General features: G+C 34.2%; 10 protein-coding genes. 7 read left to right on the top strand and 3 right to left on the bottom strand.

Features of this window, described 5'->3' with window-relative positions; all coding sequences use genetic code 11:
• Nucleotides 1-6: 6 nt before the first annotated feature.
• The 5 genes from H8S00_RS04575 to H8S00_RS04555 are packed head-to-tail and all read left to right on the top strand — an operon-like array spanning nucleotide 7 to nucleotide 6,296.
• Nucleotides 7-876: a carbohydrate ABC transporter permease gene (locus tag H8S00_RS04575; protein WP_021952965.1), complete on the top strand. Its 870-nt coding sequence runs from the start codon at nucleotides 7-9 to the stop codon at nucleotides 874-876.
• A 59-nt stretch (nucleotides 877-935) separates the two neighbouring features.
• A complete protein-coding gene (locus H8S00_RS04570; RefSeq protein WP_021952966.1) occupies nucleotides 936-1,775 on the top strand; it encodes a response regulator transcription factor in 840 nt (279 codons plus the stop codon).
• A 22-nt stretch (nucleotides 1,776-1,797) separates the two neighbouring features.
• Nucleotides 1,798-2,535 (top strand): glucosamine-6-phosphate deaminase, encoded by a 738-nt coding sequence (gene nagB, locus H8S00_RS04565; protein WP_021952967.1) that lies wholly within the window; start codon nucleotides 1,798-1,800, stop codon nucleotides 2,533-2,535.
• A 14-nt stretch (nucleotides 2,536-2,549) separates the two neighbouring features.
• Nucleotides 2,550-3,671 (top strand): N-acetylglucosamine-6-phosphate deacetylase, encoded by a 1,122-nt coding sequence (gene nagA / locus H8S00_RS04560; RefSeq protein WP_186840051.1) that lies wholly within the window; start codon nucleotides 2,550-2,552, stop codon nucleotides 3,669-3,671.
• A 48-nt stretch (nucleotides 3,672-3,719) separates the two neighbouring features.
• The gene (locus H8S00_RS04555) at nucleotides 3,720-6,296 is read left to right on the top strand and encodes a translation factor GTPase family protein (protein WP_186840050.1); all 2,577 of its coding nucleotides are present in this window, start codon (nucleotides 3,720-3,722) and stop codon (nucleotides 6,294-6,296) included.
• A 50-nt stretch (nucleotides 6,297-6,346) separates the two neighbouring features.
• On the opposite strand, the gene asnB is transcribed toward H8S00_RS04555, so the two are convergent.
• The 3 genes from asnB to H8S00_RS04540 are packed head-to-tail and all read right to left on the bottom strand — an operon-like array spanning nucleotide 6,347 to nucleotide 9,625.
• A complete protein-coding gene (gene asnB, locus H8S00_RS04550) occupies nucleotides 6,347-8,191 on the bottom strand; it encodes an asparagine synthase (glutamine-hydrolyzing) (protein WP_186840049.1) in 1,845 nt (614 codons plus the stop codon).
• A 12-nt stretch (nucleotides 8,192-8,203) separates the two neighbouring features.
• Entirely contained in the window at nucleotides 8,204-8,809 is a 606-nt protein-coding gene (locus H8S00_RS04545; RefSeq protein ID WP_021952971.1) for a dipicolinate synthase subunit B, read from the bottom strand.
• Entirely contained in the window at nucleotides 8,810-9,625 is an 816-nt protein-coding gene (locus H8S00_RS04540) for an NAD(P)-dependent oxidoreductase (RefSeq protein ID WP_186840048.1), read from the bottom strand.
• Nucleotides 9,626-9,774: 149 nt separating this feature from the next.
• Here H8S00_RS04540 and H8S00_RS04535 point away from each other — a divergent pair, with 149 nt between their 5' ends.
• Together H8S00_RS04535 and H8S00_RS04530 are read left to right on the top strand one after the other, a co-directional pair.
• Nucleotides 9,775-11,337: an LCP family glycopolymer transferase gene (locus tag H8S00_RS04535; protein WP_021952973.1), complete on the top strand. Its 1,563-nt coding sequence runs from the start codon at nucleotides 9,775-9,777 to the stop codon at nucleotides 11,335-11,337.
• 4 nt (nucleotides 11,338-11,341) lie between these two features.
• A complete protein-coding gene (locus H8S00_RS04530) occupies nucleotides 11,342-14,389 on the top strand; it encodes a gamma-glutamyl-gamma-aminobutyrate hydrolase family protein (protein ID WP_186840047.1) in 3,048 nt (1,015 codons plus the stop codon).
• Nucleotides 14,390-14,399: the final 10 nt, after the last annotated feature.

Genomic DNA, 14,399 nt, shown 5'->3' with positions numbered 1-14,399 from the left:
GTAAAGATGGAGAATAAAACCAAAGTAAGTAAAATAAAAATTTCTACAATAATCATCTATATCTTCCTTATTGCATGGGCAATGACAACAATTTTTCCATTAATATGGTCAATTTTAAACTCATTTAAGGATAGAAAGGCTATATATAGCAATTCCTTTTCACTTCCTTTTGGAGATTTGTTTTCATTGGATAATTACGTAAAAATATTTGACAATTACGATATTATAAGTGCATATAAAAACAGTTTCATTATTTCAGGAACAGTGGCTGTGGTTGTTATTTTGTTATCGGGAATGGCTGCTTATGTACTTACAAGATACAAATTTAAAGGAAAAGGTGTTCTTTTAGCGCTTTTGTATGCGGGAATGATGTTCCCAATTTATTCCACAATTATTCCGGTATTCAGATTAGAATCTGCATGGGGATTAGTTAATACAAATAGCGTTGGTGCACATCTTTTATCGGTAATTTTACCGCAGATTGCAGGTAATATGTCATTTGCCATTATTGTATTATCAAGTTATATACAGGGATTGCCTGTTGAATTAGAAGAAGCAGCATATATGGAAGGATGTAACATATTCCAGATTTATTTTAAAGTTATAATGCCTCTTAGCAAGCCATCATTTGTTACGGTAGGAATATTTAGTTTCCTATGGAGTTACAATGATTTGTTCACACAGATGTTCTTCTTAAGAACAAAGGAGAACTGGGCAATTACGGTTTTACTTAATAACATATCTTCAAAAGAGGGTGTAAACTATGGAATGTTATTTGCTTCCGTTACATTAATAGTTGTTCCGGTACTTGTTGTTTACTTATGTTTACAGAAGTACATTATTAAAGGAATGACTGTAGGTGCCGTAAAAGGTTAAAAAATTTGCCATTTTGTGTTAAAATATTAAGAACATAAAAATGACAAAGGAGAAAAATTATGTATAAAGTTGTCATAGTTGATGATGAGCCAATCATCGTTGAAGGTTTACAAAAGGGGATTGAGTGGGCTAATTGGAATTGTGAAATAGTAGGAACAGGAAGTAATGGATTAGAAGGGCTACAATTAGTAAAGGAATTACAGCCTGATATTCTCATTTCAGATATATCAATGACTAATATGGATGGTTTGGCAATGGTTGCCGCTGTCAAATCAGAATATCCTAATATTGAGGTTTGCCTTCTTACCGGATTTAGAAATTTTGAGTACGCACAGCAGGCTATTAAGCTGGGAGTAACAAGATTTTTACTTAAGCCGTCAAAGTTTGATGAATTAGAGGAAGCAATTGATGCTATGATAAAAAATCTCCAGTCCAAAGGAGATATGGGCGAGGAGTCAGATAGTGATATCTGGGATTTAAATGATCCGGAAGAAAAATATCTCTATGATACATTTATTAAAAACAGAGTCATAGACGAATCAGATTGCGAAGGAAAACTTAAGTTTACTGATGCAAACAATTACATAATTAAAAATGCCATAAAATTTATGTATGAGCATTATGTTTTGAAATTAAGTCTTATAGATGTGGCTGACCAGTGCTTTATAAGTAACTGGCATCTTAGCAAGTTGTTAAATCAGTATACGGGAAAAGGTTTCTTTGAAATAATTAATAGAATTCGTATTGACAAAGCAAAAGAATTATTGAAAACTACGTCATACAAGATTCAGGATATTTCTGAAAAAATAGGTTTTCAGGACGTTACCCATTTTTCAAGAATTTTTAAAAATTATGAAGGAGTGTCACCTAAGGAATTCAGAAATAATACCAACGTATGATTGATAGTGGAAAGGAATCAATATGCGTATTATCAAAGCGGATGATTATTATTCAATGAGCAGAATGGCAGCTAATATTATCTCTGCCCAGATAATAATGAAACCTAAATGTGTTATCGGACTGGCAACAGGTTCGACACCACTTGGAACTTATGCACAGCTTATAGAGTGGTATAAAAAGGGCGATTTGGATTTTAGCGAAGTAACGACAATTAATTTAGATGAATACAAAGGACTATCACCTGAAAACGACCAAAGTTATCGTTATTTCATGAATAAAAATCTGTTTGACCATATTAACATTAAAAAAGAAAATACTTATGTACCAAACGGATTAGAGCCTGACTCTAAGAAAGCATGTGATGAATACAATGAGATTATCAGGAAAAGCGGAGGGGTGGATTTACAGCTGTTAGGTCTTGGAAATAACGGACATATAGGATTTAACGAACCTGATGAGGCTTTTGAAAAAGAAACTCATTGTGTAAAATTATCAGAAAGTACAGTTAACGCAAATTCTCGTTTTTTTGAAAATATAGATGATGTACCAAAGGAAGCATATACCATGGGCATCAAATCAATTATGCAGGCAAAGAAAATTGTTATTGTTGTAAATGGTAAAAACAAGGCTGAAATAGTTAAAAAAGCATTTTTTGGACCGGTAACTCCAAATGTTCCGGCTTCAGTTTTACAGTTACATAACGATGTAACGTTAGTAGGTGATGCAGAGGCTTTAGAACTTATAGATGAATATATCTGATATGGAGGCAAAAAATGCTTATTAAAAACGGTTTAGTTTTTACAAAAGATTTTAAATTTGAAAAAAAGGATATTCTTATTAAAGATGGAATTATAGAAAAAGTAGATGATTTTATTAAAGCAGATAACATTGATGAAAATCATATTGTTGATGCTTTGGGACTTAAGGTAATTCCGGGACTAACGGATATTCATTTTCACGGTTGTGTGGGATATGATTTTTGCGATGGAACTGATGAAGCCATAAGTGCTATGGCAAAGTATCAGTTAAGTAATGGTGTTACAAATATCTGTCCTGCTACAATGACCTTGCCATTAGACAGGCTTAAAAAGATTTGTTCAGTTGCCGCTAACCACAAATCAGGTGAAGGTGAGGCTGTTTTATGTGGAATTAATTTAGAGGGTCCATTTGTTTCACCTCATAAGTGCGGGGCGCAAAATCCGGAATATGTCCATAAGCCGGATGTGGAATTTTTACAGGAATTAATTAATGATTCTAAGGGACTTACAAAGCTTGTGACCATTGCACCGGAAGTAAATGGTGCCATTGATTGTATAAAGGCTTTAAAAGATAAAATTTCATTTTCAGTAGGACATACAATTGCTAATTATAATGAAGCAAAATTAGCCTTTGATATGGGAGCTAATCACGTTACTCATCTCTATAATGCAATGACCGGTCTGACTCACAGAGAACCGGGAGTTGTAGGGGCAGCTGCAGAAAATGAAAGGGTTATGGCTGAAATGATTTGTGATGGCATACACATTCATCCTGCGGCAATTAAGGCAGCATTTAAGATGTTTGGAGATGACAGAATTATTCTTATAAGTGACAGTACCATGGCATGTGGTATGCCTGAGGGTGAATACGAACTAGGCGGTTTACCGGTTTACTTAAAGGATAAGGCTGTAAGACTTAAAGATGGGACATTAGCAGGTAGTGCCACAAATGTTTATGAATGTATGGTAAACATTATTAAAATGGGCATTCCTGAATGCAGTGCCATAAAAGCAGCAACATATAACCCGGCAAAATCTATAGGCATTCTTTCAGAATGTGGTACTATAGAGGACGGAAAGAGGGCAGGAATTGTTCTCATTGATGAAAATTATGATATTAAAAAAGTAATCAGATAAGTGTATCTTAAATTGAAAATTGTCAATTTATAAGTTATAATCTTATTTATGAGAAAGATTACATTAGGAATACTGGCTCATGTAGATGGTGGTAAAACTACTCTCTCTGAGTCAGTATTGTATTTAACGGGAAAAATAAGAAAATTAGGTCGTGTTGACCATAAAGATGCATATCTGGATAATTTTCAGATGGAAAGAGACAGAGGAATAACGATTTTTTCAAAGCAGGCAGTCTTTGAATATAAGGATATGGAGGTAACATTATTAGATACTCCGGGACATGTGGATTTTTCCACTGAGATGGAGCGAACATTGCAGGTATTAGATTATGCTGTTCTTCTTGTAAGTGCATCAGATGGCATACAGGGACATACTGAAACATTATGGAAGCTTTTAGCCAGATACCAGATTCCAACTTTTATTTTTGTAAATAAAATGGATATGCCAAATGTAAGTGGCGATTTTGTTTTACATGAATTAAAGGAAAAATTTGGAGATAATATTGTAAGATTTCAGGGAGATGTAGGCATATTAGAAGATATAGCCATGACTGATGAAAATGTTTTAGAGGAATATATGGAAACAGGAAATATCAGTCAGGAAACCATTACTGAACTTATATTTGGCAGAAAGCTTTTTCCATGCTATTTTGGTGCGGCTTTAAAGCTTGAAGGAGTTGAAGATTTGTTAGAGGGGATATGTAAGTATACCTTTGAAACTGTGTACAGTGATAAATTCGGAGCCAAAATATATAAAATATCAAAGGATAATAACGGCAACAGACTTACCCATATGAAAATCACCGGTGGAAAGTTGTCTGTTAAGGAAAGCATTAAAGGAAGCAATATAGATAGCGGTGAGTGGGAAGAAAAGGTAAATGAAATAAGAATTTATTCCGGAGAAAAATACCAGCCTGTAGGAAGTGTTGTGGCAGGAGATGTATGTGCCGTAACTGGCCTTACCAAAACATATTCAGGTCAGGGATTGGGTCAGGAAGAAGAAAGTGAAACCCCTGGTTTAATACCTGTTCTTTGCTATAAAATTATTCCACCTGATGAGGTTAATATTAATCAGGCATATTTAAAAATAAAGGAATTAGAGGAAGAAGACCCTACCCTGCAATTAAAGTGGAATGGCGAAAAACATGAAATAACAGCAAACGTTATGGGGCCTATTCAGATTCAGGTTTTAAAGCAGCTTATTAAGGAACGGTTTGACTTGGATGTTGAATTTGATTCTGCCGGAATTTTATATAAGGAAACTATAGGGGATTCGGTAATTGGTGTTGGGCATTTTGAGCCTTTAAGACATTATGCAGAGGTTCATTTATTGTTAGAGCCGGCTGAACCGGGGAGTGGAATTATATTAGACTCAAAGGTTAAAGAAAATGATTTGGCAAAAAACTGGCAAAGGCTTATTCTTACTCACTTAGCAGAAAAAGAGCATAAGGGAGTTTTAACAGGTGCACCAATTACTGATATATGTATTACTATTGTTGCCGGAAAGGCACATTTAAAGCATACTGAAGGTGGTGATTTCAGACAGGCAACATACAGAGCTGTAAGACAGGGGTTAAAAAAGGCAAAATCAGTGCTTTTAGAGCCATATTATGATTTTACTTTGGATGTTCCGGCAGATTGTGTGGGAAGAGCTATGAATGATATTAGCAGAATGTACGGCTATACAAATCCACCACAGTTGTCTGAAAGTAATGCCACCCTTAAGGGCTATGCACCGGTATCGGAAATTTGGAATTATATAACAGAAGTCAACGAGTATACTCATGGTAAGGGAAGACTTACCTTAAAATATAAAGGCTATGCACCTTGTCACAATGAAGAGGAAGTTATTAATGAAATAGGATATGACAGTGAAAGCGATGTAAATAATCCTACAGGGTCTGTATTTTGTGCCCACGGCGCCGGATTTAATGTCCCGTGGGATTTGGTGGAAGATTATATGCACCTTAAGGATGAGACTAATCTTAATAACATAGAGGTTGGGGAAATTACAACAATTAATACTGATACTCCGTCTAAGACCCGGTTAAATACTTATGCAGGAGACAAGGAATTAGAGGAAATTTTTGAGAGAACCTTCGGCAAAATAAAACGAAAAAAAATTGCTACACCTACTGTTAGAAGATATGACAGTAAACCTAAGGTTTATAAAGGAAATAATAAGAATAATCTGGCAGAATGTGTTTTGGTAGACGGGTATAATATTATTTTTGCGTGGGATGAATTAAAAGAATTAGCTAAAGACAACATTGACGGGGCAAGGGATAAGCTTCTTGATATTATGTCTAATTATCAGGGATATAAAGGCTGTACCGTTATAGTTGTATTTGATGCTTATAATGTAAAAAGGCATACTGAAACAGTATACAAACATGATAATGTGTTTGTAGTGTATACAAGGGCAGCTGAAACAGCAGATATGTATATAGCAAAAACTACCCACAAAATGAGTAGCAAATATAAAGTTACCGTTGCCACATCAGATGCCCTAGAGCAGCTGATTATTATGGGACATGGGGCACTAAGAATGTCTGCGATGAATTTCTTAGAGGAAGTTAAAAGAGTTGAAAACCTTATTAGCGAAAGCATAAATAAAGGAATTTAAGAAGAAGGGGCTGTACTTTAACATAAATGTTATAATACAGCCCTGTTTTCTTATTTTATATATTCTTTTAACCAGTAGCTTATCTGTATTATATATGCAAGCATCTGTGGACCTGCCATTAGCTGCCCATACCACGGCTTTCCGTAATCTTTTGGACTTTTTATAAAATTTACAAGTTTTTCTTTGTCAATTATTTCGCTTAATTTTGGATTTGCATGAAATTCCTCTAAGGCAAGATTGCCTAAGAGTTTTTCATAATCAGGGTCATATGTTTTAGGATACGGACTTTTTTTACGGTACAAAACTTCTTTTGGAAGATAATTTTTCCCACATTCAACTAATAAACTTTTTGCCTGATTATTGTAACATTTGTATTTCCATGGAACATTAAACACATATTCTAAAATCCTGTAATCCGCATAGGGAACACGGGCTTCAAGTCCTGAAAACATACTACATCTGTCCATACGGTTTAAAAGTGTCATCATAAACCATCGTACGTTTAAATAACAGATTTTTCTCCTGTTTCTTTCAATTTTATCATCATCAATTAAATCAGGACATTCCTTAATGGTATTTAAATATTTTTCATTAATATATTCCTTTAAAGGAAGCTCTCTTATAAAATCATCTTTAAAAAGACAGGTTCTTGCATCTAAATCATAAGACCATGGAAAGGTAACCTGATTTAGCATATCTTCCCTATGAAACCATGGATAACCTCCAAAGATTTCGTCAGCACATTCGCCGGTAAGGGTTACTTTACACTCCTGTGAAACTAAATTACAAAAATAAAGCATTGAAGATTCCACGTCAGCCATACAAGGCATATCCCTTGCAATCATGGCTTTGTATAAACAGTCAATCTGGTCTTTATTAGTACACTCAAGGTAGGAATGGTTACTGTGAATATGATTAGCCATAATATCCACATAAGGTCTATCCTGGGTGCTTTGGAAGGAACTTGCCTTAAAATTCTTATTATTACCTAAAAAGTCAAAGGAATAGGTGTTTAATTTATCAGGGGCAAGTTTTTTTGCCACAATGGCTGAAACTAAACTGGAATCAAGACCTCCGGATAAAAAAGTACATATTGGAATATCTGAAACCATTTGTTTTTCAATGGCATCTTCGATTAAATAGGAGCAATGGTTAACTGTATCCTCATAGTTTTCAGTGTGAGGCTTAGATGTAAGCTTCCAATAGCATTTGTCACGGCACAAAATATTTTTATGGGAATCACAGGTGATTTCCATAAAATGTCCCGGAAGAAGTTCTTTTATGTTTTCAAAAACGCCATTTCCCGGAGTATGGGCAGGACCTAAGCCGATAATTTCGCACCAGCTTTCCTTATTTAATTCCGGCCCAATTCCGTAAGCAAAAATTCCCTTTATTTCTGATGAAAATACAAACTGATTAAAGTCGTAATGGTAAAATAAAGGTTTAACTCCAAGATGATCTCTTACAATAGTTAATGTGTTATCTTCGTATATTGCAAAGGAAAAAATCCCGTTTAGCTGGGAGAAAATTCTATGACCAAATACAAGGTAGCAGTACAAAATAACTTCGGTATCGCTGGTTGTTTTCAAAGTGACGGAGTACTCCTTTAACTTTTCTGTAAGCTCAGAAGTATTGTAAAGCTCCCCATTATATATAATAGTAGCAATCCGGTTACGATACATACAGGACATAGGCTGATGCCCGCCTTTTAAATCCCTAATGGAAAGGCGGGTGTGGGCAAGACCTGCAAAACCTTCTAAATATATATCATCGTCATCCGGTCCACGGTGTTTTATTGATTTTTTCATATTAGTTAGTTTATTTGTAAGCAATCTACAGGAATGTTCATTAAACACGTCATATTTAGTTTGAAAAAAACCGGCAATACCGCACATAAAAAACTCCTTTTACATAATTGTCACATGTGGACTCTTAATAACAGGCTGAATTTGTCTTCCACTAAGAGCTTTTTCAATGGTTTCTTCAATTAAATCTACATGCGCAATCATAGAATTGGGCTTAGATATATAGTTATCCTGGCCAAATGGCACAAAGTAAATGTTCTTGGTATTTAATAGAATACCAATATTCTTAAGATTCATTCCCAGTGCGTCATTTGTACTTAAAAAAATAACCAGAGGACGGTTATTTCTAAGATGAGCCTTAGCTGCCATAAGAACAGGTGTGTCTGAAATGCCGTTTGCCAGCTTTGACAATGTGTTACCGGTACAAGGTGCGATAATCATAAGGTCAAGCATTGATTTTGGCCCTATAGGTTCAGCGTCAGGTATGGTAACAATTGGCGGATGCCCACTGATTTTCTCTGCAAGACTTAAAAAGTCCTTACATTTTCCAAATCTTGAGTCCGTTGAGGCAGCGTTATCTGAAAAAATCGTGATAATGTTTGCTTTTGTGTCAGCAAGGTGTTTCAGCTCTTCAAATACCTTCTTGTAAGTACAATATGAGCCTGTAATTCCAACACCAATATTCTTATCCTTAAAGTTATGAGCCATTTATCCCAGTCCTTTCTGTTTTAAATATGAAATAATGCTTTTAGCAATTAATTCCCCGGCTGCCTTAGGAGCTGTTTTTCCCGGCAGTCCGGAGCATGTAATAAGGGATATTCCATATTTTTCTGACAATTTTTTATCAAAGCCATATGGATAGCCTGCAATTTCAAAAAGAACACAGGATTTTTTTAAAAGACTCATGTTATATTCTGTGAAAATGACTTCAGGAACTGTATTAATTATAATGTCAAATTTATTAAGTCCCATGGAAAAATCGTCTTTTTCTAAGGTTTTGTATCCATATGATACTGCCTGACTTAAATGTTTTTTTGTATGGTCATATATGGATACATCACAATTTAAGTTAAAAAGTCTCGAAGCAATATTAGTTCCGCATTTTCCAAAGCCTAAAATAAGCACCTTTGAATTATTAAGGGAAAAATCCGTATTTTTAATAATCTCACCAATTAATCCCTCGGCTGTAAGCATGGCATTGCTCCAGACCACATCTTCATCCTTTAAAACATCAATTAATTTAATATTTTTAGGAAAAAGTTTCATTATATTCTCACTGATGCTACTGGCAAATACAATTTGTTTCGGTTTTAAAAGTCCTAGAAATGTATCCACCGGAAAACCGGTATAGTAGTCGCAATTTATATATTCATTATTTTTCACAAATGGAGTTCCTGCAACAATTATGTCAGTATTATTAAAATCCATGTTTGTTATTATTTCGGCATTATATCCGTTATTTTTCAAATATTCTTTTATATAAAACTGTCGTTTGTCACCTGAAATAATAGAAATAGTTTTCATAATAACCTCCATGCTATAAAATATGCTGAAATTATTTATCAGTGATTAAAATAATAAAAAAATTGTCAGTGTCTCCAATAATATATTTTTATTTTCACTATTAAATGGTATACTGTAAGATATTTGAAATAATGCTTTTGGAGGAAAAGATGGAAAAGAAGAATATAAGAAAAAAGTTAAAAATTACTGCATTAATATTTAATATTCTGGTAATAGCGGCATTAGTATTTTTAGAGGTTGTTTTTTATGATATTGCCTCATATAAAAACTATCTGCTGTTAGAATATCTCCCGGTTAAGTATATTGTTTTTGCCGAGATATTTCTTGTGGTAATTTCAATTATTCCTTTCGTGGTAAAGAGAGGATTTAAAAGTAGGATTTTCTCAATTGTTTTGTCATTAATACTTATTGTAGCAATGGTAACATCAGGTATTTTAGGTATAACATATAATTCAAAAATCAAAGGCATGTTTACTAAAACAGAAGAAACCATTGATGAAATAGTTAAAAACTCTTTATTAGCCACAGACGAATATGGTGTGTATGTTCTTAAAGAAAATAAAGCCGAAAAGTTAAAACATGCCCTTAAGTATAAATTCGGATATAACAGTCAGTTTTCATCAGAAGATATTAAAAATGTTTTAAATGCCATAGAAACTGAACTTACAGCTATTGTAGATAACGAAGAAATAAATGACCCTGTTACATTAGCACAGGAACTCCTAGAGGGAAATGTTGATGCAATTATTCTTAACCAGTCATTAATTGATGCCATTGAATCAGCAGGAGATGACACGGATGATGGAAAGAAAAATGGCAAATATTCTGATTTTACAGACAAAATTAAATGTATTTATACAACTACAGTGGAAAATGCCGTTGCCCAAATGAATGATAAGGGTAATGCCACAAAAAGATGTTTCAATGTATATTTAAGCGGAATTGATACAGAAGGAGACGTTACCGTTAAAAGTAGAAGTGACGTAAACATTATTATGTCAGTAAATCCTCTTACAGGTAACATTGTTCTTATTTCAACACCGAGAGATTACTATGTACCATTATCTATATCCAATGGTGTAAAGGACAAGCTGACCCATGCAGGAAATTATGGAATTGATGTATCTATGGACACTCTTAAAATGATTTATGGTATAGATTTTGATTATTATGTACGACTTAATTTTACGGGATTTGTTAAAATAATTGATGCCTTAGGTGGTATAGACGTTGATTCTGATTACGCATTTTCAGCGGCAGGATTTAGCTACAAAGAAGGTCTTAATGAAAATTTAAGCGGAATAGAAGCCCTTTGGTTTGCAAGAGAAAGACATTCATTTGCTGCAGGTGACCATCAGAGAGGTAGGGACCAGATGAAAGTAATTGAATCTGTAATTGCCAAATGCCAGTCACCTGCATTACTGAAAAATTATGACAGTATTTTAAGTGAAATTAGTGAATGCTTTCAAACTAATATGACAAAGAAAAGCATTAAATCTCTTGTAAGGTTTCAGTTAAACCGTGCACCTAAGTGGAAAATAACCCAGTACAGTGTAAGCGGTCAGGGAACATCAGATTACACATACAGTATTCCAAATCAGAAAGCATATGTTATGGTTCCTGATGAAAATACCATTAATACAGCTAAGCAGCTTTTAGAGGATAATAAGGAAAATAAGGATATAAAAGAGCCTGAAAGTACAAAGGAGTAAATTAATGGAGAAAAATAATAACCTTAAGAATGAAATAATTTCAACAAAAGCAAATACCTTAAAGGCATTAGAGAAAATTATCACAAAGGCGTTTATTGAAGAAATGCTTATTATTGTGGTAGAGGACTACGTAAAAAACAAAAGAGAGGTTGCCCTTAACATTGGGAAAAAGTTTAAGGGAGCAAAAATTGTTGTAAGAAGTTCATCTACAAACGAGGACTGTTACAAAAAGTCCAATGCAGGTCATTACACCAGTTTGTTGGATGTGGATTCATCTAATGTTACATCTGTAATAAATGCAATCGATGATGTTATTGCGTCATATTCATCAGACATTGATGATATATCAAATCAGCAGGTATTAATTCAGCATCAGGCAGTGGATGTAGCATACAGCGGGGTATTATTTACTTACGATATTCAGGGTCAGAGACCATATTATTTAATTAATTATGATGACAGCGGCTCAACGGATTCCGTTACCAGTGGTATTGGTGGAAAAACACTTTGGATAGCAAGAAACACCCGGTTAAACGAATTAGATGTGGAATGGTGTAACTTACTTACGGCTGTTAACGAAATTGAGGAACTTCTTAAGATACCCCTTGATATTGAGTTTGCCATTAATAAAAAAAATGAAGTTATTATTTTTCAGGTCAGACCTTTAGTGGCTAACTTTTCAAAAAATAAAAAGGCTTCTGAGAGTTTTAATGTTTTTTATGACAAAATAAATAATCTGAAAAATGATTATCGAAACATAAAGAATATAATAGATGGCAATTATATGATGTTTTCCGATATGGCATTTTGGAATCCGTCAGAAATTATTGGAACAAGTCCAAGAACATTGGATTATTCACTATATAGATTTATTATAACGTCAAAGGCATGGAATGAAGGTCTGGTACCTATGGGATACAGGCGCTTAGACGACGAGCTCATGTACAAAATAGGTGTAAAGCCATATATAAGTCTGGAATATTCATTTTATTCCCTTATACCGGCTAAGATTGATGAAGAGCTGGCTCAAAAATTAGTTTCATTCTATTCATCTAAGTTAAAAAAAGACGTTACGGCACATGATAAGATAGAATTTGAAATTGTATATTCCAGCTATGACTTTAACACTTATCTTAGAACTACCGAGTTGTTAGACTATGGTTTTTCCAGCAGTGAGAGAAAACAAATAGCGGAAGCACTTAAAGAGCTTACATTTAATAATGTATCAAATTACAATGAAATTTCCGTTAATGATACCGGTGACATTAAGAAACTTGAAAGTATAAGGAAACGGATTAAAGACAGATATGAGAATTGTTCTAACCCTCAGGAGTTGATTAAAGTTATAATTGAACTTCTTGAAAATATAAGAAGATTTGGAACACCACAGTTTACCCGTCAGGCAAGAATGGCTTTTATAGCAAGAAGTTTTTGCAGTTCCCTTGTGGCATCAGGATGGTTTGTTCAGGAAGATATAGATAATTTTATGAAGGGAATTTCCACTGTATCTTCAGATTTTGAAAAAGATTACCAGGAATATTCTGCCGGTGAAATGACAAGAGATGATTTTAACAGCAAGTACGGTCATTTAAGAAGTGGCACATATGACATAAGAACCGACAGTTACAATCAGATGGTATTTAGACCGGTTACAGGAACTTACAAGCCTCAAAAGGAAAAAGCAATAAAGACAGGGCTTAACGAGGAAATTCTGGCAAAAGCATTATTATCTATTGATTTTGACATACCTGCAAAGGATTTTATTCGTTTTATGACAACGGCAATAGAAAGCAGGGAGTATTTTAAATTTGAATTTACAAAATCCCTTAGTCTTGCCATTGACTTAATACAAAGTCTTGGAAAAATATTAAATATTGACAGAAATGATTTGTCCTGGATTTCCGTTGAGGATTTAGAGGATTGCAGAAGACTTGGAATAAAGGAAATAGAAGCTTTTCTTAAAAATGTAATAAAACAAAATCAGGATTATTACAATGAGTACTCAAATATAATTTTACCTGATGTAATTTTAAACGAAACAGGTATATCTGTTATTCCGGTAAATAAAGCAAGACCTAACTTTATTACTTCCAAAAAAGTAGAAGGTGAAGTTGTAAATTTAGAGCATGAAACCGATGAAGACCTTATGGATAAAATCGTAATGATTCCAAAGGCTGATCCGGGATATGAGTGGATATTTACTAAGGGAATTAAGGGCTTTATTACAAAGTACGGTGGAATGGCATCCCATATGGCAATAAGGTGTGCAGAATTTGAAATACCTGCTGCCATAGGATGTGGTGAAAAAATATATAATTATGCATCAGGCATTAATTACATGGAATTAGACTGTGCCAACGGCATTATCAAAGAGGGCATACAATGTGAGGATTTAAGGGCTCTTATTACCCAAAGAGAGGGAATTAATCAATATGGAGACCCTACAGATGTGTTAGAGGCAGCATACATTAGATTTTATGAGCTATTGGGCTTTATTCCACAGCCTGCGTCTAACTATGTAAAAAATGTCGGAAAATTGTTTGAGAGACAATGTGATCTTTTAATAGTAGCCGGAGGAGGAGCACTACCTGTTAAATATTATGACAGAAGCCATAATGAGGAATTGCAGCCCCACCGTGATATTATGGAAGATAAACTTATTAAGCATTGTATAGGGGAAGGTATACCTATTATTGCCACCTGTCGTGGTATGCAGTATTTAAATGTTTTGTTTGGTGGAAAACTACTTTATCATCCTACTCTTGAAAGTGACAGACCAAGGGGAGTTGATCACAAGGTTTATCTTGTTGAAGAAAACAGGGAAATATGGGTTAATAATTTCCATCAGGATGTGGTTCCGGCAGATGGTCTGGCACCATGTTTCAAGCCTCTTGCCATAGACAGGGAAAACAATACCATTGAGGCATTTGGTTCAGACGAAATGAAAATTCTTGCATTACAGTGGCATCCGGAAAGAAAATTTGCTACTGCAAATGCTCTTGAAGATACAAGACGTTTGGTTATTAATTTTATACAGCGTCATATTAAATAATTGGAAATGA

The sequence above is a fragment of the Eubacterium segne genome, from assembly GCF_014287775.1.
Classification (GTDB): domain Bacteria; phylum Bacillota; class Clostridia; order Lachnospirales; family Lachnospiraceae; genus Eubacterium_G; species Eubacterium_G segne.
This window is presented reverse-complemented; position numbering and strand designations above follow the sequence as displayed.

Excerpts from the sequence above, each read along its gene's own strand:
- H8S00_RS04530 (WP_186840047.1), top strand. The coding sequence starts at position 11,342 with ATGGAGAAAAATAATAACCTTAAGAATGAAATAATTTCAACAAAAGCA.
- H8S00_RS04575 (WP_021952965.1), top strand. The coding sequence starts at position 7 with ATGGAGAATAAAACCAAAGTAAGTAAAATAAAAATTTCTACAATAATC.
- H8S00_RS04555 (WP_186840050.1), top strand. The coding sequence starts at position 3,720 with ATGAGAAAGATTACATTAGGAATACTGGCTCATGTAGATGGTGGTAAA.
- asnB (WP_186840049.1), bottom strand. The coding sequence starts at position 8,191 with ATGTGCGGTATTGCCGGTTTTTTTCAAACTAAATATGACGTGTTTAAT.
- nagA (WP_186840051.1), top strand. The coding sequence starts at position 2,550 with ATGCTTATTAAAAACGGTTTAGTTTTTACAAAAGATTTTAAATTTGAA.
- H8S00_RS04535 (WP_021952973.1), top strand. The coding sequence starts at position 9,775 with ATGGAAAAGAAGAATATAAGAAAAAAGTTAAAAATTACTGCATTAATA.
- H8S00_RS04545 (WP_021952971.1), bottom strand. The coding sequence starts at position 8,809 with ATGGCTCATAACTTTAAGGATAAGAATATTGGTGTTGGAATTACAGGC.
- H8S00_RS04570 (WP_021952966.1), top strand. The coding sequence starts at position 936 with ATGTATAAAGTTGTCATAGTTGATGATGAGCCAATCATCGTTGAAGGT.
- nagB (WP_021952967.1), top strand. The coding sequence starts at position 1,798 with ATGCGTATTATCAAAGCGGATGATTATTATTCAATGAGCAGAATGGCA.
- H8S00_RS04540 (WP_186840048.1), bottom strand. The coding sequence starts at position 9,625 with ATGAAAACTATTTCTATTATTTCAGGTGACAAACGACAGTTTTATATA.